A 24,083-nucleotide genomic window follows, 5' to 3' on the forward strand; every position below is an offset into this window, starting at 1 on the left:
GAAAAAGTCTCTCATCAGCTTCGCCCTCCCGTCCCGTTGAAGTTTTCGTACTGAACGGAGTTTGAAACATTGGTGCAGGTATCGGTCAGCGCGTCCTCGGCAAAGATTGCCGATTGGCCATCACCATTGAAGAAGCCGGAATCGCGGAACCGGCAATGATAGGCCTCAGGTCGTTTCGGGCGGCACACCGTCGAGGTTATCAACACGCTCTCACGTTCGTTGAAGCGCAGCATGTGTCCTTCCATGGCCCTGCCATCGCCATCGATCAGCCGACCAACCTGGTTGAGGTAATCATTGCCGGAAAGGCTGAAACCGGAGGCACCGTCCACTTTGATACCGCCGCCATTGCCATGAATGCGGTTACCACTGGCTGCAAATGTCGTCAGAGGCAGATAGGGATCGAACTCAAAGTCACGCAAGGCATTTGCCGGTGATGCGCGCAGGTTGCTGATATAACCGTGGATGGCGTCCTGCGCGTTGTTTTCCAGAACGTTTTCATGAACGCCAACTTCCCAGCTATTGCGGATTTTGATGCCAGCGCGTTTGTTATCGAAGAAGCGGTTGCCAACGGCCAGATTGCAACTGCTTTCGAAGAAAGTCAGGCCATCCTGCTTGTTGTCGAAAGCGGCATTGGCGTAGATGAAGTTATCGACGCTGTCGCGGTCGATCATGAAACCCGAGCCGGTGTTGGTATGGGATACATTTCCAACGATCCAGGAATAATTGACCTCACGCGAAACGATGATGCCGTGTTTGGCTTTGGTGTCGTACGTGGTGTTAAGGGCGATCAGAAGCCGGTGCGACCGGTCGTGCGGGTCGATCGCGTAAAGCACGTTATCGCGATATTCATTGCCCACCAGGCTGACTTCGTCCGCCTCATAGGAATAGAATCCGTACTCGAAATTGTGGAAGAAGTTGTCCGCAACGATACCCGTCGGCGCACGCGGTTCGCTGATCTGCTGTGCCACCGTTTTAGGGCCTGCGGAAAAGGCCAGTCCGAAAGACTTGGGCGCAGCATAACCGAGCGAATCGAGTACGGAACCGCCGATCATCAGCCGTGAATTGCTCCAGCCGATGATGTAGGGTCGGAAAACGTGGCGTTTTTCCTTGTCAGAATACCGTGGTGTTCCGGTCGCCTCATCCCATGACGTAACGGTTGTGTCCTGAACATAAAGCGTTCCAGCCACGGAGATGAAACTGCCGGCCGTCGCCGAAAGACGGTACGTGGCTGCTTCCTGACCTGACAGGATCAGCGTAGCGCCCTCTGCCACCAGAACAGGAGCACGCAATGTCACGATGTCATTTTCACGGGTCACCAGCGGAAAGCCGCTACTTTTATCAAGTTCGCTGGCAAGGCTGCCAAGCGTATAGACACCGCTCTGAATGACAATGATGCGTGGATAAGGAATTCCCTGCGCTTCGGCTGCAAAGGACAGCCCCGTATTGCCGGCAGCCAGATCTTCCATGAACTTGTCGCTATAGGGACTGAGATTGGCAAGCGTGACAGCAGCGTGGCCGGGCTGCGGCAAGGGCATGCCCTCACGCACGGTTTTTACGCTGACGGAAATGTCGGGATAGGTGTAACCTTCTGGAAGGCTCATCTTGCCATCTTGTCGAGCAAGGGTCAGTCGTCCGTCGCTGAAGGCAGCAGCCGGTGCGATTGGCGCCGATCCCTCTGGTTTCGGTGCCTGCTGCATGACCCGGTAGTCAACCGGGGACCCTTTGCCCCAGCCGAGATTTCGCACATCCAGGGAGCGGAAATTGGCTTCCGCAATGGACCGCGCCGTACGGACGCGAAGCATATGATCCTTTATCGTCGCTGCCTGGACCGACGCAAACTTCAGCATCGCTGGATTGGCAGCAGCCGCAACCAGAACCTCAGCCTTGAGCGCCTCGTCGCCATTGGCACCTTTGAATGAGGCGAGATAGGTGAGAGCCCTGTCACCGGCCCCCTCCAGCGCTGCACGTTTGCCGATAATTCCGGCGGCCCGTGCCTTGATTTTTTCATCGTCAATGCGGTCGACCAACTGCTTTGCAGCATCGGTTTTTCGCGCGTCGGTCAAAGCCTCGACAATTTTAAGATAACCCTTGTCGCGGTTATCTTTTTTGTCTTCACCGGCAGCGACCTTGACCGCCTCGTCAACCAGTACATCGAAATCGCTTGCTTTGTTGTCATTGGCAACCGAAGCGAGCCGTAACAGTGCCTCTATCCGGAATTCCGTGTCCTGAATGGACAAGGCGACTGACTTGGCGTCGTCCATTTCGCCTTTTTTGGCGAGTGTGCGGGCCAGCTCAGACTGGACGCGCCCCTTGTCACGGCTGTTTACGATGATTTCGATTGCATTCTTGCCAGCTTCGATGTCGCCTTCACGCACCTTTACGCGGGCAATACCCGAAACAGCCTTGTCGCGGTCATTGCCGCCCTGGAGATAGGGAAGCAAATTCTCCGCATCTTTGACCTTGTCGGCATCCGCCAGGCTTTTCGCGAGATTGGCAAGCATATTGCCACCATCGCGCACTGTCCGCAGTTCCGGCACCAGCGCCACGGCATCATCCAGTCGTTCGAGACTGATCGCGCTTTCTGCCGCTGCCACAACCGCAACACCCCGCTCGGCGCCAGACAGGCGCGCAAGAACGGAATTTCCATTGGCGTAAGAAGCATCTGCCATCTTCGTCAGATCGTTTTTGGCGAAAACGGTTGCAAGCGTAAAATCAAGCTCGGCACGCAACGCGCTTTCCGGCAGATATTCCGCCAGTTTCGCCGCATCGAGCCCACGCCCGGCCTCAATGCGCTGCTTGACGATCTTCTCGATCAGATCTTCCTGATCGCTGTTGTCCGCAAGGCTGGTCGTCAGCACCGGCATCCATTCGAGTTTGCCTTCCTTCAACGCCAGATCAGCGACGTTACCGACAGCCTTCTTGCGCGCTTCGGAATCTTCAGGGTTGATTGCAAGCGCCCACAGCAATGCTGTTTCCAGATCGCCTTTCTTCAGCGCGTTGGCGCTCTGAGCCAGAATACTCTCTGCGGCGGCCGCACTGACGGGCTTACCTTCGATCTGCTTGCCTGCAAGGAGACGCAAAGCCAGATCATAGCGGGCATAGCCGCGCATACGCGTCGGCCACATGCGCGAGATAGCCTTGTCGGCGATGGCGGACGACAGATTGGGATCAATGATCGTCGCGGTCTGCGCCAAGGTATTCAACGCCGCATTTTTCGCCGTCTCGTCCTTGATGGACACCACACGGTCGGCCGCTTTTTCCACCAGGCTGATGGCGCTGGATTTGTCGCCCGCCGCAACGACAGCCGCATATCCACTGAGAGCGGCAACCTGCAGTTCGGGCAGGGAAAGAGCATCAATCAGCTCCATCATGCGGACCCGCATCTCGGTTCTCTGTTGCGGATCGGCAATGCGGCCCGCCATCTGCTGCTGCAATGCGGAGATACTGGCGGAAACCAGGCTGTCGGCATCGATGCCATCGGAGGCAAGCGTGTTCAACGCGGTTTTCGCCTCAGCGGCGTCTGCCGCCGCCCAGGATTTCAGCTGGGTCAAGCCAGCACGTGCCGCGTCGAGAAACGACAGGCGCTGCCTGGCATCTGACGCACCATCGGCCTTCAGCACGTTTGCAGAAATGTCAGACAGGACGGCATCGACCTTGCCTGCCGCCGGGGGCTGCGGTGCTGCAGCCTGTTGGGCAAAAGCAACCGACGAAACAGCAGACCAGTTGCCGGTCGGAAACACGAGGCAGACCGACAACGCCAATGCGCGCAATGATCCCTGTACTACCGTCACATTCGGTAGCCACTGGCAGTGGGGACGTGATGAGCGGGTGATGTCGCGTGTCATCATTCTTCCTTCGTCAGGTCAATGTCGTAAAGCGGCTCGATACTTGCGTGCAGAGAATTTGAGGCAGGCAACAGAAGTCCATCAGAGACATCGACCTTGTCCTGCCCATGAATTTCCTGCGATTGGCATGCGATGCGGCGGCCTATGGTGGCCCTGCGGCGGCGGGAAGCGCGCTGCCTCCCGCATCCCGTCATTTCGGCAAGAATTTGCTCTTCAGGTCCGCAAACCGCTGGTTCAGACCGAACCAGGGTCCGTTGTCGAAACGAACGGAAGCGGGTGTGCCGATCGCGGACGAAAGATCATGTCCACCGAGATCGATCCTGACCGCGACCCGATCGCTCGTCGCAGCGGACTGTTCGCTGACCTTCGGCAGTTGAGATACGGTTACGTCATGCAGAACCGTGCCTTGCGGCAAGTCCACACTGACGTGCGGCGCGTTGTAGAGCGCCATCAGATGCGAGCGGTCCACCATTGCCACGACATGCGGCTTGGCATCCGCATTGCGAAGCCCCAACACCTGAGCCCCCACCTTGACCTGTGTGTCGACTGCAGGACCTGTCGACTCGGCAACGCAATCGCATGACGCAACCACTGACGTGCTTTGCCCGCTTTCGGTCAGAACGGTCAAAATCCGTTCGCCGCTTTTAACAGGTCCGGTCACAATATTGGTGATAATGCCGTTGGCTGGCGCCAGAACTGGTGTTGTGTCAACCGTCACCACGGCGCTGTCGGCTTCGAAGACCCAAAGTCGCTGATAAAGACTGCTTGCCAGAAAAGCGGCGAGCGCCAGCGAAAGGGCCAAAGTGGCAACAATACCAACAGCCTGACGAACCTTGCTTGCGCCGGGAGCGGCCTCGGCTGATTTTCGCGGCCGCAGCTTCACGTCTCCCGAGGCACGCTTGGCGAAGTCCAGAAGATCGTTGCCTTCAACGATTTCACCGCTGATGTAGGAATCGTGAATGTAACGCAACATGCGTTGTGCCGCAGCAGACGTATCGACATATTTGAAACCGGTACGCCCGGTTTCGGCGCTGGAATGGCGAACTTCCGCTTTCACAGGCAGAAGCACATCGAAGCCATCAAGCGGGATCTGCAACTGCAGGGGCAGCACTTTTCCTTCTTCGAACGTTGCGCTGCCCGTTGCAACTCCCACGCCACCCAAGGACCAGTCGATTGACGAATATCTGTGCTGATCAATGACGCATTTTAGCGGTAACTTGTAGCGCGCATGCTGACGTTGTTCATCCGCTTCGAAACTCACGACGCTCATATTCATTTTGGGCTCCTTCGCGGGTCAACGCATACCGAAAATCGCGGTCGTCGCCCCAATGCCTGGGACTGACAATTGGCCGACGAGCAACGATATGAGGGTTACAAACAGGGTAATCGATAAAACATGCATGTATGTGGAAGAGGCGTTTTTCAACGCGACGGCCCGGCCCGCACCACTGGAGGACAGCGTTGTTTTCTGCCGCGTCCACTTCTGGCGATCGAGGTGAAAGAAAATATAGGTTTTGATGATCGAGCCAAAGACCTGATTGAAATAGATAAAAAATGGATAGAAGATCGACACCCGTGGACGGGAATTGAATAACATCAATGTCATGATGTAGCGGGTCAGCAGAACCCAGGCGATATAGGCCGGAAAAATGAACGGGTTATCGAACAGCCCGATCAGAATGACCATCACCAGACCGGCAAGCGATGTCCACATCGAGATGCGTTGATCGAAAATCGTCCACCAGGTGAAATAACCGATACGCCACGGACCGAGTGCCAATGCACGGCTGTTGGTGCGTAACATGTTGCCGAACCAGCGCGTCATCAATTGCGCTGCAGCCTGGAAAAATCCGGATGTCGGCGGATCTTCAACCGTTGCGACGCTAACGTCAGGCAGATAAAGCATCTGATAATTGTTGCGCAGCAGCCAGTACCAGCTCGACTTGTCGTCACCGGTGAGAAACTTCAACCTGCCAAGACGCCAATGCTCGATATAGTCCGACTCCACCTGACGGATAAACTCGGGATTGGTGATGACGGACGCGCGGAACATCGACATCCGGCCGGTCAGCGTCAGCACACGCCTGGAAAGGCCGTTGGACGACATCAGAATGTGGCGTTGTGCAAAACGCAGCGAATACCAGATGTGAAATGATGATTTCCCACGGACCCGCGACGTCTCGTCCGTTGTCAACGCACCAACCCGACCATCCGCGAAGAAACCGGCACACCGGTCGACAAGATTTTCAGGCACGATGGAATCGCCATCGATCACGGCAACCACATCGTCGGCACGAGGCTCCAGCTTGGAGACCGCCCGGAAAGCATAGGCCAATGCATCACGTTTGCCGCTGCCATTGATGCGGGTGATGACCAACCGGACACTGGTTTTTTCGCCACAGATAAGTCGGTGCATGGAACGGATCAGGCGCTGATCCGACATTTCTACGATCGACGCGACAACAGTCGCTCCACCGCGAGACGAAAGAGCGGCGCGGAATGCGGCACGGTAGACTTCCGCCGTTGTGTCGCCGTCGATACGAAAACTCGTTACGATGAGATAGGCATGTGGCGCCTGGCCGTTTTCCGCACTCTGCAGAAGATGGCGATCCGCACGGAGACGCATTTTGGGGAAAACGACGCTGCGGTAAATGTTGGACCGTACAAAATGCAAAATACCCCAGAAATATCGCCATACGGCCAGAGCGCCCAGACCAAACAGGAGGCCGGTGTTCGCGCCAAAAAGAACGCCTTCCGGAACGACAACAATCAGACTGGCGAGCGCCAGCACAAACAGCACGTGCGCTGGAAGGCTTTCACTCCAATAAACGATAGCGGATTGCTCTCCCGCCTGAGAAACAGGGACTGTTGATAATCTATCGACAGGCAATACTTCACCAGGGAGACCGAGCACTCTCTTTTCGAGATTGCGTCTCATGGCATAATCCATCAATTAAATATTTTTTTGCACCAGCATGCAATTCTAAGTATAAATCTGAATATATCCAATATATTTCTTTATTATAAGCTAAAATTGGAATTATTCAAACTATAAATTCAAAAATACAAATAATTATTATATTCTATGCAGCATCATCCAAGTAACGAACTGGAATTTCCCACAATACGACCTTCGGCACGGCCTGGGCATCCAAAGTCTTGAGAAACTCCTGCATGGGGGCGAAAGGCCCCTTCCCCTCTCGGGCGTAGTTGAGAACATCGACCTCGCATATCGTTTTCAGCTGGTCCTCAAAAGACCACAGCGGGTTTGCGCTGTAGCTGGTTCCAACAAGCACAACCTGGTCCATCACTTGCGCTTCACCGTCACTACCCGCAAACAGCGCATCGGCATCATCGACCTTGGCCGCAGCCGATATTGGCTGGATAATATCAGCGCTTTCCTGAGAACCGGACAGCATCCAGCCTGCATCGACAAACTTCGCAAGGTCGCCAACGTGGCGCACATTATCTTGCGGCACACTTTCGAAAGCGGTTTTCATCAGCTGGTCCCGACCGGGAATTGCCGAACAGGCCGCCTTGGCGGCAAGGCCACTGCCTTTGACGGTCCAGTGTGTATCCGCCCGCAGGAAAAGTTCTTCCGGCTTTGCAGCTCCGAACGTCGCTGCGACATCCGCAGCCGGAATGCCTCTTTCTTTAAGAAAAGCCAGAAACCTGGGGTAAAGATCGGCGTTGCTATCAGGCAGGACGTTACCCCCCAGTTCGCCGGCAACGACCTGCGCTTTGGGCGGGACTGGCACAATCACCAGAGTGCTGCCTTTTTCGGCCAAAGTGGCACGGATATCCGTGATCGTCTGGAAAGATCTATCCAGGTTGGCCTCCGATGTGCGGCCCCAGGCAAACTCCTCCGCCGTGAAAAGCCAGCCATTGCGACCAACGACAGCACCCTTCCGCGCCTCTCCGAAAATACCGAGAGAAACTGCATTGAAGAGTTCGACAGCAAAACCGCTGAACGGCAGTTCCCGCTCATAACCTTCTTCAAACCGGCTGGTCATCTTGCCGGTCCACACATCGGCAAGCGCGTCCACCCTTATATCCTCCTCCGGAAGATCGACCACATAGTTGGCGGTGATTCCGGCACCGGCCAGCAGAAGGAAAAGAACCGACGCGGTTGAAAGCAAACGTGGTGAGATCATGCGTCGCACTCCCTAAAACTGAAAATAGAGGAAGGGTGAGTCGTTGTCGGCCGTCAGCTTCAGTATCGACACCATACCGAGAAAGCACACGATGCCCGTTGCCGCCAAGGCTACACCCCCAGTCGACGGGGAAAGTTGCATATGGATCAGTCGCTCAGCCGGAAAAGTCCGATTAAACCATGGTTCTATGAACACGACCACAACACCCACAGCCAGGGATGCAAGGGCGAAGTTCTTGATTTGCCAAGCGATATCCGGCTGCATGGCCAAACCGTTAAGTCCGATCATGCCACGATACATGTCGAGCGCACTGTGCACGTCGAGTGACCGAAACATGACCCAGCCAAGCATCACCAGCAACAGGGTGCCACCCAAGGCGACGACAGAGCGTTTATCCGATGGCTTGATACCGAGCAGGCGTTCCAAAGCCAGCAGGCCACCATGCCACACACCCCACAGCACGAAGGTCCAGTTTGCACCATGCCACAGTCCACCAAGAACCATGGTGATGAACAGATTGAAGTAAGTCCTGAATGTCCCGAGCCTGTTGCCACCGAGTGGAATGTATAGGTAGTCGCGCAGCCAGGCCGAGAGGCTGAGATGCCAGCGACGCCAGAATTCCGTAATTGACCGCGATACATAGGGACAATCGAAATTCTCGATAAAACGGAACCCCATCATCATGCCCAATCCCACAGCCATGCTGGAATAGCCGGAGAAGTCGAAATAGAGCTGGATTGAATATGCGATCGTTCCAAGCCAGGCTTCGGCAAGGGTTGGATCGGCCTTGGCAAAGATGGCATCGGCAATAGGTGCCACGGAATCCGCAATCAGCACTTTTTTTGCAAGCCCGGCAAAGAAACGAATGCCGCCTTCGGCAAAAAGCTCCAGGGAATGCTGCCTATACATGAACTGATGGGCGAGATCCTTGTATCGCAACACCGGACCGGCGACCAACTGAGGAAACAAAGCCTTGAATGCAGCGAAGTCAAAGAAATTCTGCGCCGGCGGAGCGTCTTCTCGATAGATATCGATAAGATATGAAATCGCCTGAAATATATAAAAGGATATTCCGATCGGCAGCAGGATACGCGCATGCCACGATGTGAATGGCGCGCCGCCATTGAACAAGTCGGCAAGACTGTCCATGAAGAAATTACAATATTTGAAGTAACCGAGCACAAGCAATGGCCCGGTAATGGCAACAACCAGCAGTCTTTTGCGCGACTGTGCCGTCCGCTCTACATAGATCAGCTTTCCGAAGATGTAACTCCAGAGAGTGACCAGGAAGAGCAGGGCAAGATAGTCCATCCTCCACCACCCATAGAATAGATAGGAGAACAGAAGTATAACAAGGGATTTATACCGAAAAGGAACGGAGAAATACACACCGAACGCAATTGGCAAAAACATAAATATGAATAAAACGGATGAAAAAACCATCTTTATCGACTTTCTTCATGAAGGCCGAATTAAATATGCTGATATAAGAATATGAATTAATACCAGAGTCAACAATACTGTTAATAAAAAATTAAGACGCTTGTAAAAGCGCGCCAAATTGACTTTCGATCCGCGATTATGGAAAATAGTTTTTAGAATTTTTTTGCCATGCAGCATAGGCAATACGCCAACCAGGATTTATCAATATATTTCTCAAACGGCGTCGTAGTATTGCGAAACTGCAATTGAGACGCTGCGAGAAGACTGAAGTTAGAATTATTTTTTGATTTTTTAGCATTAATTGGGAAATACGGTTCATCAACATGAACTGAACGCCGCGACGACAGGGAATAATTTCGCCCTCAGGAACGACGATATCCGGATGATTTTACCATATGCGACATCTGCGAGCACACAGAGGAGACGGTGTGCGGCGCGTTAAAATGACATGTGCATGTCTTTCAGCTTTGGCCGCTAGAGGGAGTAACTCTTTTTGAGACACAACCTTCTGTCGCACCAGCCATATTTTCTATTGCTTGCAGACAACAGATTTTATATGTCCGGAACGGTTCAGGGAGCCGCCGATGTCCGTATTGAAAAGAAAAACGAAAACACCTGTACTCGTCGAGCGCATCGACGAATTCGTGGAAAAAATCGACCGGACGATGGAGAGGAACGAGGAAACTCGCAACAAACAGATTCGCGATCTGTGGGACGAGGAAGTCCGTTTCCATTTCGACAATGGCCGTACGGAAAAGACGCTCGAACTCTATATCATGAAATATCGGTATGCGCTGAAAGCGAAGTTTGGCCCCAAGAGCACGCCGCTTGCCATCTGCAACATGAAAAAGCTGCGAGAGCGGCTGAAAACCTACATTACATCCACGGACTACCAAAGAACCGGCGTGGCAACCTCAATCGTCGAGAAGATCGAACGCGCCGAATTCAATACCGCCGGACGCAAGCCGACGGTGCTGTTGCGCATTTCAGATTTCATTTCGTCCATGAACGGCATGTCCTCGAAGGAAGACATGGTGGCTTTGTGGGAAAATGAACTTCAGAGCATGGACGGCAGAGCCCGTACCACGATCATTTCCTACATCACCAAGTACCGCAATGCGATCAAGGAGGCATTTGGTGACGAACACCCGATGCTCAAGATCGCGACAGGCGATGCGGCGATGTATGACGACCAACGCCGCGCCAAGATGGAAAAGATCGCCACCAAACATGGCGCGCTGATTACGTTCCAGAACTACAAGCAGGTCTTGAAGATTTGTGCCGATTGCCTCCAGTCGAGCGATCCCTTGATGATCGGGATCGGGCTGATTGGCTTGACGGGACGGCGGCCGTACGAGGTTTTCACACAGGCAGAGTTCTCCCCTGCTCCTTATGGCAAGGGCGTTTCCAAGTGGAGCCTTCTGTTCAGTGGTCAGGCCAAGACAAAGCAGGGCGAAGGCACGAAGTTTGGTGTCACCTATGAAATTCCGGTTCTGACGCGCTCCACTGTCATCCTTGCGGCCTATGAACGGCTGCGAAAGAGCAGCCAGGGCATCCTCTGGCACAAGATGTCGATTGACGATTTTGCTGCTGCAACGCGCCTGCCGTTACGAGAGGCCGTTTTCAACATTTTCGAGAACGTCTGGCCGGAGGAAGAACTTCCCAAGCCCTACGGACTGCGTCATCTCTATGCGGAAGTGTCCTATCACTTCTTTGCACCGCCGCACGTGACGAAAAACAGCTATTTCGCTGCCATTCTCGGGCACAATAACAACGACCTCGAAACGTCGCTCTCCTATATGACCTATACGCTGCCGGAAGATCGCGCAGACGCCGAGGCACGGGCGAAACGCATTACCGAGCGAACGTTGCTGCAGATGACAAACATTACGCCAGCGTCTTTCGAGAACGAAACGCGCTGATAACGGTGGCGTTACCTATGTCTTCGTAAACAGAGAAGCGATCGCTCTCAGGCTCAGTCACTTTGATGTTGCTGGCTAATCGCACCAAGACCGCCAATGGCGAAACTATAGAGGTGCTCGACAAGCGCCTCGCGCGGCATCGCAAGAATCTGGTTGGCAAAGATGTTGGGGCCGCGCCCGACCACCAGCAGCATCGCGCAGGGCGCCGCGACACTGACGAGACATCTGACCAATGCGGGATCATCGGAAGGGATCGCCGTGATCTCGCTGAGGATCGGCAGAATGATCCGGAATTTAGGCATGACCTCGGTCTGCTGCATCGACAGGAAATGTGAGGACGGTGCGAGAATCTCCCGTCCGAGAATCCTGACCGGCCAACGCTCTGTTCCTGTCGCACCGTCAACAAGGAACTCTATCAGTTTTTTGAGCTTGGTCGTCGCCGGAACAGTGCTGGCGGCAAGCCGTTCCAGATCTCCGACATTGATCAGACGGCGATGCGCTTCCGTAAGGGCAGCCTGATAAAGACCGTTTCGGCTGCCGAAATGGTAATTGATCGAGGCAAGGTCTACCTCGGCCTCTGCGGCTATCATCTTGCTCGTCGTTTCGGCAAAGCCGACTGAGGCAAAGAGTTCGCCCGCCGCCACCAGGATGCGATTGTAGGTCACCTCCCCATCAGCGCGCTGCGTTCGGACCGTTTTCTTCCTCATCAACTCACCCCAGGTACAGAACCCATCTTCTTCGAAGCCATGTCTGTGGGCGTGTATTCCTCGACCAGACACGCCACCGGATAGCGAAATTGCCCTCAATTTCAAGAGACTCGACAATAACAGTGCAATAGTCTAAATTCAATTTAAATTTAATGTCGCACATGCCCGGTGTTGGCCAGCCTGCTGCTCAAAGGCCCTTCTCATGAAAAAAGCACTGTTTGCTCTCCTGCTCATCGTCGCTGCCGCTGCAGCCTGGTATTGGCAAGACCAGCGGAAAGCTGAGGAAACCGGTATTCTCACTCTGTTTGGTAATGTGGATATTCGGCAGGTCTCACTCGCCTTTGACGGCAGCGGCAGAATTGCAGAGCTCAATGCTGAAGAAGGTGACCGCGTCACTACCGGACAGGTCGTCGGCCTGCTTGATAACAGGACACTCGAGCTTCAGGCAAATGAGCAGGAAGCGAATGTCGACGTGCAGCGACAAACCCTTCTCAAGCTTCGCAACGGCTCAAGACCTGAAGAAATCGCCCAGGCGCGTGCCCAGCTCGCTTCGGCAGAAGCATCGGCAGCACGTGCCGAACAGGATTTCACCCGTGCCAGCCGATTGCGCTCGCCCTCCGGTGGCGCGATCAGCGAGCAAAGCTACGATCAGGCACAGGCAGACGCCCGCGCCGCAACCGCAAAGGTCAATGAACTGCGTGCAGCCCTGCAACTGGCGGAAGCCGGTACGCGAAAGGAAGACATTGCTGCCGCAGAGGCACAACTCAAGGCATCGGAAGCGAGCCTTGCGCTTTTGCGACACCAGATCGACCAGGGCCAACTCCGTGTTCCCATGGACGCCGTCATCCGATCGCGCCTGCATGAACCGGGCGACATGGTTACATCCGCCTCCCCCGTATTCTCTCTTGCCCTGACCGATCCCAAATGGATTCGCGTCTATGTCGACGAAGCTGATATCGGCAAGATCAAGCCGGGGATGCAGGCGCGGATCATGACAGACAGTCACCCGGATAAAGCCATCGAAGGCAAGGTGGGTTACATTTCCTCCGTAGCTGAGTTTACACCGAAATCAGTGCAGACAGAGGAGCTCCGCACCAGCCTCGTCTATGAAGTGCGTGTGATCGTTACGGACACCGAAAACGTGTTGCGTCTTGGCCAACCGGCAACGGTTCGCCTGCAAATCGGGGCGCCATCGTGACCAAAGCCGATACAACCGTCGCGATCGAGAACCTCCGAAAGACCTTCAAGGGTCCAGACGGCGGGCCGGTCGTCGCCGTCGACGGTATATCGATGACAATGCGCCCAGGCGAACTCACAGCACTCGTCGGCCCAGATGGAGCCGGAAAGACGACCCTGATGCGGATGATTGCCGGTCTGCTCCAACCAGATTCAGGGTCACTCGCTGTTTTGGGCATGGATGTCGTCGCCACGCCGCAGGCTGTGCAGGATCGCATCAGCTACATGCCACAGCGGTTCGGCCTCTATGAAGACCTGAGCGTCCAGGAAAATCTTGATCTCTACGCCGACCTGCATGGCGTGCCGCAGCAGGAACGTCGGGACCGCTTTGCCCGCATGCTCGCGATGACGGATATGGCGCGGTTTACCAATCGACCGGCTGGCAAGCTGTCCGGGGGGATGAAACAGAAGTTGGGGCTCGCCTGCACCCTCGTGCGCGCACCGGATCTTCTGCTGCTTGACGAACCGAGTGTCGGCGTCGATCCGTTATCACGCCGCGATCTCTGGGAAATCGTCCAGCAACTTGTCGATGACCAACAACTCAGCGTCATTGTCAGCACGGCTTACATGGACGAGGCAGAGCGCTGCGCTCAGGTGTTTGTCATGAACAATGGGCGGCTTTTGGCCAACGGAACACCTGAGCAACTTAAACAGCGCGCAGAAGGGCTGACCTTCATCGCAACGCCGCCTGCGGGCGAACCAGCTCGCGAGCTTCAGGCACATCTGATCGATGCCAAGGACGTCATCGTCGATGCAGTCCCGAAGGGTGGCAATGTCCGTTTCATTCTTCAGCCACAAGCCGATCAAGCCCTGACCGATCGACTTCTGAAAGACCTGGATGTCGCGCCGTGCCCCGAAGAACTGGAAGATGCCTTCATGATGCTTTTGCAGCAGGAAGCGCATGGCGCAACGCCCGCTACGGAGGCTTCCGACCAGCACGCGGCTCGATCGCCGTTACGGGCAGAAAACGACGAGAAGCCGGTCATCGTTGTTCGTGATCTGGTCCGGAAGTTCGGTGATTTTATGGCTGTGGCCAGCACCTCCTTCGATGTAGCTCGCGGAGAAATATTCGGCCTGTTAGGGCCAAACGGCGCAGGCAAGACGACAACCTTCCGTATGCTGTGCGGTCTGCTCCCCGCCACCAGCGGCCATCTGGAAGTCGCAGGACACAACTTACGAACTGCGCGCGCAGAGGCACGAGGACGCATTGGCTACGTTTCCCAGAAATTTGCGCTTTACGGCAACCTGACGGTTCAGGAAAACCTGGAATTCTTTGGCGGTGCTTACGGTTTGCGAGGCAAAAAACTGCGCGAACGTGTCGATGCGGCTCTGGAACAATTCACGCTCAGCCCTTCCGCGCAAAGCGGTCTTCTTCCCACCGGTTACAAGCAGCGTCTGGCCATGGCGACCAGCCTCCTGCACCAACCGGACATCCTGTTTCTGGATGAACCCACGAGCGACATCGACCCGCTTGCAAGGCGCGCCTTCTGGCGCACCATCACAACGCTGGCGAGACGGGGTGTGACGATCATCGTCACCACCCATTTCATGGAAGAGGCCGAATATTGCGATCGCATCGCCATTCAGGATGCCGGCCATCTCCTTGCGCTCGGAACACCTAAGGCGGTGCGCGAACAGGCCGGTGAGGCCGGCGCTACGGATATGAACAGCGCCTTCATTGCCATCGTCGAGCAAGGACGCGCCGAACGAGACGCAAAAGAGGCTGCCGCATGAGCGCCTCCGGTTTTACGAGACGTCTGATCGCCCTGACCCGCAAGGAAATTCGCCAGATGCTGCGCGATCGGAGCAATCTGATTGTTGGGCTGCTGTTGCCGGCAATCCTGATCCTGCTGTTCGGTTACGGCCTTTCTTTCGACGTAAAAGATGCGCGCGTAGCCATTGTCCTCGAGGATAGTTCTCCAACGGCCCGTCATGCGGTCGCCGGGCTGCAAGGCTCGCCCTATCTCGCCCCCCGTTGGAGCAACTCGATGGCCGAGGCCGAGCGCATGATCCGCGCTGGTGAGACCGACGCAATTTTGCGTGTGCCTGGCGAGTTCTCACGCCGCCTCGCCGCCGGCAACGCTGCGCTCCAGCTTTTGCTCAATGGTGTCGATTCCAACACGGCCTCGGCAATAGAAACCTATGTCACAGCCGCTCTCGCCATTCCGATACAGCAACAAAACGACCGCGCCGGCAACAAACCCGCTGGAACAGCAAGCGTCGTCATCACACAGCGCATGTGGTTCAATGAGGTGGGCGAGAGCACCTGGTATCTGGTGCCGGGATTGATCGTGCTGGTCATGACGTTGATCGGCGCATTTTTGACGTCACTGCTGATCGCAAGGGAATGGGAGCGCGGCACGCTCGAATCCCTGTTCGTCACTCCAGTCCGACCACTTGAACTGGTTCTTTCCAAACTGGCGCCTTATCTCGTCATTGGAGGTATCGACCTCGTCCTGTGCCTTCTGGCGGCCAAATACCTTTTCGAAGTGCCGATGCGCGGCTCTCTCTGGATCATTATCGGCGCATCGATGCTCTATCTGCTGGTATCGCTCAGCCTTGGTCTTCTCATCTCCGGCACAACACGCAACCAGTTCGCCGCCAGCCAGATGGCGCTGCTCACCAGCTTCATGCCGGCCATGATGCTGTCAGGGTTCGTTTTCGACCTGCGCAACGTACCCGTGGTGATCCAGATCATCAGCAAGCTTCTCCCGGCCACCCACTTCATGGGTCTCATCAAAACGCTTTTCATGGCTGGTGACTATTGGCCGGACATCGTGCGAGACTGCACGATCCTCGCTGTCTATGCGGTGGTCTTGATCGCACTGACACATCGCACTCTCAAGAAAACACTGGAGTGAGACGATGGATGCGGTGATCGACTATATCGCGAAAATCGTTTTTCTGTTCCGCAAGGAACTGCTGGCCCTTCTCAAGGACCCATCCAGCCGGGCACTGTTGGCCGCGCCGGCGCTGATGCAGGCATTGCTGTTTGGTTATGGCGCAACCTACGATCTCACCCATGTTCCCTATGCCGTTCTGGACCAGAGCCGAGGCAAGGCTTCAACGGAACTGTTGAGCCGGCTGGACGGGACAGGCGTGTTCGAGCGCGTTGCAACGCTGACATCTTCCAGTGAGATTTCGGATGTCATCAACCGCGGTGACGCTCTGCTGGTAATTGCCATTCCCTCTGATTTCGAGACACGGCTGGCGGCAAACCGACAGGCTCCCCTTCAGGTCATTCTCGACGGTCGAAACTCGTCCACAGCAAGCCTTGCCGCCGGCTACGTCTCGTCAATCGTCGCATCCTACAACCAGTCGCTTGGCCAAACGCCGTCCATCACTATTCTGCGGCGCGCCTGGTTCAACCCCAACCTGGAATCCCGCTGGAACCTGATGCCGGCCCTGATCGCCTCTCTGAGTATGCTGCAAACGCTCATGCTGGCGGCACTGTCCGTCGCTCGCGAAAGGGAACAGGGCACATTTGACCAGTTGCTGGTCACCCCATTGACCCCACTGCAAATCCTGATCGGTAAGGCACTGCCATCTATTCTCGTCGGTCTCATGCAGTCGACGATCATCTTCCTGATCATTCTCTTATGGTTCGAGATACCGATGAACGGATCGGTCTGGCTGCTTTATCTGGGGCTGGTCGGTTTTACGACGGCGTCGGTTGGCATAGGCTTATCCATCTCTGCGGTATCGCTGACCATGCAACAGGCCATGCTCTACACGTTCATGTTGGTCATGCCGCTGACCCTGCTCTCCGGTCTGCTCACACCCATCCGCAACATGCCGATCATCCTGCAGATAGTCACATACGCCAACCCGCTCCGTTTCGGCATCGATCTGGTCCGGCGCGTTTATCTGGAAGGTGCCGGGCTTGGCGATATCGCCTTCAACTTCGTCCCGTTGCTGGCAATCGCCATTGTGACGTTGCCGCTCGCGGCATGGCTGTTCAGAAATCGGCTGGGCTGACAAACACGTCACACCGACATTTCTTCCTTATATTTTTTTTACGTCGAGAGCCTCGATCCGCAATCGAAACTCTATGCCGATCGGCGCTACCCAAGCTGCAAACAACCTGCAGCCGCATTGAATGCACAACGACTTGTTCGACACCGCCACACTTCGCCACCGCCTGCTGAACGGATCGCAGCTCCGTGAGGAGCATGTGTGGTGCCTGGCAAAACAGGCTTTTCCTGCGCTTTGTTCAGACAAAACCGTAGCAGCCGTGCGCTTTCAATCGTTCCTGCGTGCAAACGCGCTTCTCGATGCAATGGTTCTGGCCATCTCGACGCTCTCTCCGCCCATATGTCTCGACCATATGCGACGAACGGGAAGCGACTGGTTTTGTTCGGCATCGACCGATGTCGAAGGCCACGCGGCAAAAGCAACCGGGAAGCACAGGGATATGGCGGCTGCCATGTTCATTGCCCTTCTGGATATTTTCGAACGCCGAAACGGTGGCCAGTCCAAGCGCAAGACAAGACTAATCGCAAACGAAGACAAGGATGAATAGCGTGCGGGAAAGTTCCCATTACAGACGTCGATTAGCTGTTACGATGACCGCGCTGGTAACACCGTTTCGTGGACATAGTGTCGATTACGCCGCCTTTGACCACCTGGTGGAGTGGCAGATTGATCAGGGCATCGAAGGCCTCGTCCTCAATAGCCTGACAGCAGAAGCACCGACTTTGACGGAAACGGAACGCCGCAGTTTGATAAGCCGTTGCGTGCATATCAGCAAAGGCAAGATTCCCATTGTGGTCGCAACCGGGACGAACAGCACAGCCACCACCTGTGACAGAACCCGCGAGGCCGAACATCTCGACGCCGACGCCGTTCTAATAGTCCAGCCATATTATAATCGCCCGGCCCAGAAAGGCATCATTCACCACTTCGAAGAAGTGGCGAAGCGAACCGCGATGCCGATCCTCGTTCAGAACGATCCAGGTCATGCGGCAGTGGACATGAGTTTGGATACCATTCATCGCCTGTCGCAAATACCGAGTGTGATTGGCGTCGTTGACGACACCGCCGACTTTGGCCGCATCATCGCACAGCGCGGCTGCATCGATCCCGAAGTCCTGAGTTTTTGCAGCAACGACGCCGCAACGGTCAGTCTTCTGGCCCAAACCCACGGATCGATATCGAGCGTCGCGAACCTCTGCCCATCGCTGGTTTTGGACCTGCATCGCGCGATCCGCGACGGTGACCTGCAGCAGGCATGCGAGATCGATGAAAAATTGCGTCCCTTGATAAAAGCGGTCTCGCAGGAAAGTACTCCGGCCGGATTGAAACAGGCTCTGTCCCGCTTGCGCGGTATTGATGCCTCAGTCCGACTTCCGCTGACAAACATTTCGGACGAGACGGCGCAGTCGATCTTTCAGGCGCTGAAGACACTGCGAAGCGAATGCCATAACTGCGGAAGATCGGACTTGGTTATCGAGGCAAAAACCGCACGCCAAATGGCCAATGGCAAGTTGTCTTTATGAAAAGATTATCTGGCGCACTTCTCTCCCCAATCGAAAACTTATGCGCCGATCCATATCGTTCATTGGCGCAGGGAAGCCAAATGGCTGCCTGTTTCAAGGAGTGTTCACAGATGCATGGACGTTTTGGATTGTATTATCGGATGCAGAGCGAATTGCGCAGACGGGAGGCCACAGAAACCTTGGCCAAAAAACGCGAGCCAATGAAGAAGCAACCTGCACCATCGGATTTCTTCATGCTGGTCAGGCTCATGGCTGTCGTAGGCGGCCTTTTGTTTGCCGTCTCGGTCGTCATGAACGCCATCCAATAACCTCAGACAACCGAAAATCCTGAAAAACACTAATCACCGGAGTAAAAAGGATGCACGAGAAGCTCGTCGAACCGCCCCCTTCGACCAATGCCAGGTTCACCATCGGCCAAAATGAAAATGGCTGGTGGCTGGTCTGCGACAGGCTAGGCCTCGTCGGAGGACTGTTTATCGATAGAGCATCGGCCGTGCGCTTTGCGAAAGACGAAAGCGACGGCCATCCCGAACAGGTCGGCTGCCTGCCGGAACGGCAGGGCCTGAAGCTGAAAGACGTTTTCCGCAGCAGAAATTCCCAGCGCTTTTCGTTCGGGAGCCTGCCCCGCAGCATCAAACCACATATGCGGCGGGTGTCATAACAGGCTTCCAGACCGCCCTGTCGCTTTTCTTTCACCCGCAAGTCGACAGGGCGGTTTTTCTAGGGACACAAACGAAAATGAACCGCGAACAACGAACCAAAGCCGCACGCGTGGTGCGGATGCGCGCATTCTTTGAACTATCGATGCTGTTCCTCATAACTATCGGAGCCATCTCACTCACCGTCGCGCCATCAATCTATCCGCATCTGCCTTAGGTGCATCCGAGTTAAACGTGAACGTTGCAGCACGACGAAGCTTAGGCGGGAATACGTCGTGCAAGAAAGCTGATTGAGAACGAAATGACCGCTGCAGACCTTTATGCCTATCGGGTCGAGACGATTGAAATTACTTGGGATAACCTGACGTCGTGCGACGACTATCGTAAGAAGCTGGCAATTGCCTATTCTGCAGAGGAAGACCGCCCGACGCGAGAAGAGCGTCTTTCCGCTTTGGTAAAGTTTGAGTCATTTTTCAAATCGGCACTTGAAGCTGCCCGACGCGTCGGTTCGGAAGGAAACTTCCTGGTCGATCCACACATAGGCTTTCTCCCCGGCAACGCCCGCATGTGCGCCTATCTCGTCTGGAGGGACGACGACCACGGCAGCACGTTTATCGTATCGCCAATCGAAATGCGCTGGCTCACCAGCCACTGAGAACATGACGCGTGTCTAACGGCAATCTCTGTGGCGCACTCCGCTCTCATCAGCCACACAGCTTGCTCAATCTCTTCGAGGTGATGAGCGTGTTGCGCCAAACAACTTTTCGACATGGTCGACCACAATCAGCGCGACGGAAAGACCAGATACGGCCACCTCTATCAACAACTCGTGTGGACCTTCAAAGACTCAGGGCGAAACAATGACGTCTGGCCCTCTAATTTTTCCCCCTCGGTCATCCATCTGTGAACCTGCGCGATGCCCTTCCCTCTTTTAGGCGCCACTTGATCTCGGTCCCCAATTGCGACGGTCGCAACATTGGGATCGACAGCAGCGTATTCTCCAGGCTGCAACCATTGCCGTCAGGGAGTTCAGCGAAATCAGCTTAAGCCTGTCGGAGATACCGTACAGGTCGCTGTGATCACCAACTGAGCCCATATTGTCCAAGGCCCCTTGCGGGTGATTTGGGGATGTTTTGTTCGGAGTTATTCCGGGAGGGTATTTTTGTGTGTGGGGGGATTAGATTGGTTGCGGGGGCAGGATTTGAACCTGCGGCCTTCAGGTTATGAGCCTGACGAGCTACCGGGCTGCTCCACCCCGCGTTATCTAGGCGACGCTTGCGTCGTCCGAACCAGCGCAAATCCAGAGGATTTGTCGCGACAGAGCAAACACGATGTGTTTGCGTCCTCCGATTTTTGCCGACGGCAAAATATCGTAATGACTTTGCCTTTGGCGAAGTCTCATTCAGCAGATTTGTCTGCTGAGAAGCTGATATTATAACAAAAAAGGCCGCGATGTGCGGCCTCTGTTATGGGCTTGAGGCCCTCATGTGATGAGAAGATTTGAATGTTGCGTTTTGCAGACCTGGCAGCGACCTACTCTCCCGCGTCTTAAGACGAAGTACCATTGGCGCTGGGGCGTTTCACGGCCGTGTTCGGAAAGGGAACGGGTGCAGCCGCCCCGCGATAACCACCAGGTCGGCAAAACGCAACAAGCGTTGTTTTTCGAGAAGCTGGGAAGCGATTGCTTCGTTTGATTTGAACACGTCAATTCATCGTTGATGAACATGAACAATGAGAACGATCAAGCCGATCGAGCTATTAGTAACGGTAAGCTTCATGCATTGCTGCACTTCCACACCCGTCCTATCAACGTGGTCGTCTTCCACGGCTCTGATAGGGAACACTCGTTTTCAGGTTGGTTTCCCGCTTAGATGCCTTCAGCGGTTATCCATTCCGTATATAGCTACTCTGCTATGCCCTTGGCAGGACAACAGATCCACCAGAGATACGTCCATCCCGGTCCTCTCGTACTAGGGACAGATCCTGTCAATATTCCTACACCCACGGCAGATAGGGACCGAACTGTCTCACGACGTTCTGAACCCAACTCACGTACCGCTTTAAATGGCGAACAGCCATACCCTTGGGACCTGCTCCAGCCCCAGGATGCGATGAGTCGACATCGAGGTGCCAAACAACCCCGTCGATATGGACTCTTGGGGGTCATCAGCCTGTTATCCCCGGCGTACCTTTTATCCGTTGAGCGATGGCCCTTCCACACGGGACCACCGGATCACTATGACCGACTTTCGTCTCTGCTCGACTTGTCAGTCTCGCAGTCAGGCTAGCTTATGCCATTGCACTCGACGACCGATTTCCGACCGGTCTGAGCTAACCATCGCGCGCCTCCGTTACTCTTTCGGAGGCGACCGCCCCAGTCAAACTACCCACCATACACTGTCCCGGATCCGGATAACGGACCGCGGTTAGACATCCACGAAGATAAGGGTGGTATTTCAAGGATGGCTCCACAAGAACTGGCGTCCCTGCTTCAAAGCCTACCACCTATCCTACACATGCCTTGGCGAATGCCAGTGTAAAGCTATAGTAAAGGTGCACGGGGTCTTTCCGTCTGACCGCAGGAACCCCGCATCTTCACGGGGAATTCAATTTCACTGAGTCTATGTTGGAGACAGCGGGGAAGTCGTTACGCCATTCGTGCAGGTCGGAACTTACCCGACAAGGAATTTCGCTACCTTAGGACCGTTATAGTTACGGCCGCCGTTTACTGGGGCTTCAGTTCAGAGCTTGCACCCCTCCCTTTAACCTTCCAGCACCGGGCAGGCGTCAGACCCTATACGTCGTATTGCTACTTCGCAGAGCCCTGTGTTTTTGATAAACAGTCGCTACCCCCTGGTCTGTGCCACCCCATCATACTTGCGTAAAATGGGGTCACGCTTCTTCCGAAGTTACGCGTGCAATTTGCCGAGTTCCTTCAACATAGTTCTCTCAAGCGCCTTGGTATACTCTACCTGACCACCTGTGTCGGTTTCGGGTACGGTCTATACGGTGGAGCTATTTCCTGGAACCTCTTCGCCGCCCAACCAATCCAATAAGGTTGAACAACACACGAGATCCGTCACTACCACCAGGCCCACGAATATTAACGTGGTTCCCATCGACTACGCGTGTCCGCCTCGTCTTAGGGGCCGGCTAACCCTGCTCAGATTAACTTTAAGCAGGAACCCTTGGTCTTTCGGCGAGAGGGTCTCTCACCCTCTTTATCGTTACTCATGTCAACATTCGCACTTCCGATATCTCCAGCAGCCCTCACGGGTCCGCCTTCACAGACTTACGGAACGCTCCGCTACCACTTGCATTGCTGCAAATCCTCAGCTTCGGTGCATGGCTTTAGCCCCGTTACATTTTCGGCGCAAAGACCCTTATTTAGACCAGTGAGCTGTTACGCTTTCTTTAAATGATGGCTGCTTCTAAGCCAACATCCTGGTTGTTTTGGGATCCTCACATCCTTTCCCACTTAGCCATGACTTGGGGACCTTAGCTGGAGGTCAGGGTTGTTGCCCTTTTCACGACGGACGTTAGCACCCGCCGTGTGTCTGCCGACTAGTACTCCTCGGTATTCGGAGTTTGGTTAGGATCAGTAAGACGGTGAGTCCCCATAGCCCATCCAGTGCTCTACCCCCGAGGGTATTCGGTCGACGCTCTACCTAAATAGATTTCGCGGAGAACCAGCTATTTCCGAGTTTGATTGGCCTTTCACCCCTAGCCACAAGTCATCCCGAACTATTGCAACAGTTATGGGTTCGGCCCTCCAGTTGGTGTTACCCAACCTTCAGCCTGCTCATGGCTAGATCACTCGGTTTCGGGTCTAATGCAACTAACTAAATCGCCCTATTCAGACTCGCTTTCGCTGCGCCTACACCTACCGGCTTAAGCTTGCTAGTTACACTAAGTCGTTGACCCATTATACAAAAGGTACGCCGTCAGGCTTGCGCCCTCCGACTGTTTGTAGGCATCCGGTTTCAGGTTCTATTTCACTCCCCTCGTCGGGGTGCTTTTCACCTTTCCCTCACGGTACTTGTTCGCTATCGGTCATGCACGAGTACTTAGGCTTGGAGAGTGGTCTCCCCATGTTCAGACAGGATTTCACGTGTCCCGCCCTACTCAAGGACAATGCCTGTTCTACGTGTAAGGGGCTATCACCCTCTATGGCCGGACTTTCCATTCCGTTCCACTTTATTCAGCATTGCCACTGGCCTGGTCCGCGTTCGCTCGCCACTACTTGCGGAGTCTCGGTTGATGTCCTTTCCTGCAGGTACTTAGATGTTTCAGTTCCCTGCGTTCGCTTCTTACACCCTATGTATTCAGGTGCAGATACCTTATCACAATGCTTGGAAACCCAGGCCGTTCATAAAACAGACTGGATTTTCCAAGCATTTAAGGTGGGTTGCCCCATTCGGAGATCTATGGATCAAAGCTTATTCGCAGCTCCCCACAGCTTATCGCAGCGTATCACGTCCTTCTTCGCCTGTGCATGCCAAGGCATCCACCAAATGCCCTTAGAACACTTGTTCGTTCTCATTGTCTATGCTCACCACATAGTCGCCATAAGCGACAGACCCGGTTACCTTTTACAACCAGGTCATTCATTGATGACA

Annotated in this window: 16 protein-coding genes, 1 tRNA gene and 2 rRNA genes; 10 read left to right on the forward strand and 9 right to left on the reverse strand. The window is 54.8% G+C overall.

The window, feature by feature from the left end:
• Positions 1–14: 14 nt before the first annotated feature.
• The 5 genes from FY156_13495 to FY156_13515 form a co-directional block, all read right to left on the reverse strand.
• Positions 15–3,845: a right-handed parallel beta-helix repeat-containing protein gene (locus tag FY156_13495; protein UXS02407.1), complete on the reverse strand. Its 3,831-nt coding sequence runs from the start codon at positions 3,843–3,845 to the stop codon at positions 15–17.
• A 190-nt stretch (positions 3,846–4,035) separates the two neighbouring features.
• On the reverse strand, positions 4,036–5,121 hold the full coding sequence (locus FY156_13500) for a PilZ domain-containing protein (protein ID UXS02408.1): 1,086 nt from the start codon (positions 5,119–5,121) through the stop codon (positions 4,036–4,038).
• An 18-nt stretch (positions 5,122–5,139) separates the two neighbouring features.
• A complete protein-coding gene (locus tag FY156_13505; GenBank protein UXS03151.1) occupies positions 5,140–6,645 on the reverse strand; it encodes a glycosyltransferase family 2 protein in 1,506 nt (501 codons plus the stop codon).
• Between the two features lie 283 nt (positions 6,646–6,928).
• Positions 6,929–7,999: a hypothetical protein gene (locus FY156_13510; GenBank protein UXS02409.1), complete on the reverse strand. Its 1,071-nt coding sequence runs from the start codon at positions 7,997–7,999 to the stop codon at positions 6,929–6,931.
• Positions 8,000–8,011: 12 nt separating this feature from the next.
• On the reverse strand, positions 8,012–9,442 hold the full coding sequence (locus FY156_13515) for an MBOAT family protein (protein ID UXS02410.1): 1,431 nt from the start codon (positions 9,440–9,442) through the stop codon (positions 8,012–8,014).
• A 584-nt stretch (positions 9,443–10,026) separates the two neighbouring features.
• On the opposite strand from FY156_13515, the gene FY156_13520 reads away from it, so the two are divergent.
• Positions 10,027–11,364 carry a protelomerase gene (locus FY156_13520; protein UXS02411.1) on the forward strand — a complete coding sequence of 446 codons (1,338 nt, stop codon included), beginning with the start codon at positions 10,027–10,029 and terminating at the stop codon, positions 11,362–11,364.
• A 53-nt stretch (positions 11,365–11,417) separates the two neighbouring features.
• On the opposite strand, the gene FY156_13525 is transcribed toward FY156_13520, so the two are convergent.
• On the reverse strand, positions 11,418–12,071 hold the full coding sequence (locus tag FY156_13525; protein ID UXS02412.1) for a helix-turn-helix transcriptional regulator: 654 nt from the start codon (positions 12,069–12,071) through the stop codon (positions 11,418–11,420).
• 202 nt (positions 12,072–12,273) lie between these two features.
• Between FY156_13525 and FY156_13530 the strand changes: the two genes are divergently transcribed.
• The 9 genes from FY156_13530 to FY156_13570 all read left to right on the forward strand — a co-directional run bounded on the left by FY156_13530 (position 12,274) and on the right by FY156_13570 (position 20,119).
• Positions 12,274–13,269 (forward strand): HlyD family efflux transporter periplasmic adaptor subunit, encoded by a 996-nt coding sequence (locus FY156_13530; protein ID UXS02413.1) that lies wholly within the window; start codon positions 12,274–12,276, stop codon positions 13,267–13,269.
• A gap of 92 nt (positions 13,270–13,361) precedes the next feature.
• Complete coding sequence (locus tag FY156_13535) at positions 13,362–15,041, forward strand: ABC transporter ATP-binding protein (protein UXS03152.1); 1,680 nt, start codon at positions 13,362–13,364, stop codon at positions 15,039–15,041.
• A complete protein-coding gene (locus FY156_13540) occupies positions 15,038–16,168 on the forward strand; it encodes an ABC transporter permease (protein ID UXS02414.1) in 1,131 nt (376 codons plus the stop codon). Before FY156_13535 ends, FY156_13540 begins: the two co-directional genes overlap by 4 nt.
• A gap of 4 nt (positions 16,169–16,172) precedes the next feature.
• The gene (locus FY156_13545) at positions 16,173–17,285 is read left to right on the forward strand and encodes an ABC transporter permease (GenBank protein UXS02415.1); all 1,113 of its coding nucleotides are present in this window, start codon (positions 16,173–16,175) and stop codon (positions 17,283–17,285) included.
• A 121-nt stretch (positions 17,286–17,406) separates the two neighbouring features.
• Positions 17,407–17,829 (forward strand): hypothetical protein, encoded by a 423-nt coding sequence (locus tag FY156_13550; protein UXS02416.1) that lies wholly within the window; start codon positions 17,407–17,409, stop codon positions 17,827–17,829.
• Between the two features lie 43 nt (positions 17,830–17,872).
• Complete coding sequence (dapA, locus tag FY156_13555) at positions 17,873–18,805, forward strand: 4-hydroxy-tetrahydrodipicolinate synthase (protein UXS02417.1); 933 nt, start codon at positions 17,873–17,875, stop codon at positions 18,803–18,805.
• A gap of 80 nt (positions 18,806–18,885) precedes the next feature.
• Positions 18,886–19,113, forward strand: coding sequence for a hypothetical protein (locus tag FY156_13560; GenBank protein UXS02418.1), 228 nt, complete (start codon positions 18,886–18,888; stop codon positions 19,111–19,113).
• Between the two features lie 50 nt (positions 19,114–19,163).
• Positions 19,164–19,466, forward strand: a complete 303-nt coding sequence (locus FY156_13565) for a hypothetical protein (GenBank protein UXS02419.1) — start codon at positions 19,164–19,166, stop codon at positions 19,464–19,466.
• A 299-nt stretch (positions 19,467–19,765) separates the two neighbouring features.
• Positions 19,766–20,119, forward strand: a complete 354-nt coding sequence (locus FY156_13570) for a hypothetical protein (protein UXS02420.1) — start codon at positions 19,766–19,768, stop codon at positions 20,117–20,119.
• Positions 20,120–20,647: 528 nt separating this feature from the next.
• On the opposite strand, the gene FY156_13575 is transcribed toward FY156_13570, so the two are convergent.
• The 3 genes from FY156_13575 to FY156_13585 all read right to left on the reverse strand — a co-directional run bounded on the left by FY156_13575 (position 20,648) and on the right by FY156_13585 (position 23,999).
• Positions 20,648–20,724: transfer RNA gene (locus FY156_13575), tRNA-Met, on the reverse strand.
• Between the two features lie 260 nt (positions 20,725–20,984).
• Positions 20,985–21,099 (reverse strand): 5S ribosomal RNA (gene rrf / locus FY156_13580).
• Positions 21,100–21,194: 95 nt separating this feature from the next.
• A 23S ribosomal RNA gene (locus FY156_13585) occupies positions 21,195–23,999 on the reverse strand.
• Positions 24,000–24,083: the final 84 nt, after the last annotated feature.

It is taken from the genome of Agrobacterium tumefaciens, from assembly GCA_025559845.1.
GTDB lineage: Bacteria > Pseudomonadota > Alphaproteobacteria > Rhizobiales > Rhizobiaceae > Agrobacterium.

Coding starts and splice junctions, on each gene's coding strand:
- FY156_13535 (UXS03152.1), top strand. CDS start 13,362: ATGACAATGCGCCCAGGCGAACTCACAGCACTCGTCGGCCCAGATGGA.
- FY156_13570 (UXS02420.1), top strand. CDS start 19,766: ATGACCGCTGCAGACCTTTATGCCTATCGGGTCGAGACGATTGAAATT.
- FY156_13510 (UXS02409.1), bottom strand. CDS start 7,999: ATGATCTCACCACGTTTGCTTTCAACCGCGTCGGTTCTTTTCCTTCTG.
- dapA (UXS02417.1), top strand. CDS start 17,873: ATGACCGCGCTGGTAACACCGTTTCGTGGACATAGTGTCGATTACGCC.
- FY156_13525 (UXS02412.1), bottom strand. CDS start 12,071: ATGAGGAAGAAAACGGTCCGAACGCAGCGCGCTGATGGGGAGGTGACC.
- FY156_13560 (UXS02418.1), top strand. CDS start 18,886: ATGGCTGCCTGTTTCAAGGAGTGTTCACAGATGCATGGACGTTTTGGA.
- FY156_13520 (UXS02411.1), top strand. CDS start 10,027: ATGTCCGTATTGAAAAGAAAAACGAAAACACCTGTACTCGTCGAGCGC.
- FY156_13495 (UXS02407.1), bottom strand. CDS start 3,845: ATGACACGCGACATCACCCGCTCATCACGTCCCCACTGCCAGTGGCTA.
- FY156_13565 (UXS02419.1), top strand. CDS start 19,164: ATGCACGAGAAGCTCGTCGAACCGCCCCCTTCGACCAATGCCAGGTTC.
- FY156_13515 (UXS02410.1), bottom strand. CDS start 9,442: ATGGTTTTTTCATCCGTTTTATTCATATTTATGTTTTTGCCAATTGCG.
- FY156_13550 (UXS02416.1), top strand. CDS start 17,407: ATGCACAACGACTTGTTCGACACCGCCACACTTCGCCACCGCCTGCTG.
- FY156_13530 (UXS02413.1), top strand. CDS start 12,274: ATGAAAAAAGCACTGTTTGCTCTCCTGCTCATCGTCGCTGCCGCTGCA.
- FY156_13545 (UXS02415.1), top strand. CDS start 16,173: ATGGATGCGGTGATCGACTATATCGCGAAAATCGTTTTTCTGTTCCGC.
- FY156_13500 (UXS02408.1), bottom strand. CDS start 5,121: ATGAATATGAGCGTCGTGAGTTTCGAAGCGGATGAACAACGTCAGCAT.
- FY156_13540 (UXS02414.1), top strand. CDS start 15,038: ATGAGCGCCTCCGGTTTTACGAGACGTCTGATCGCCCTGACCCGCAAG.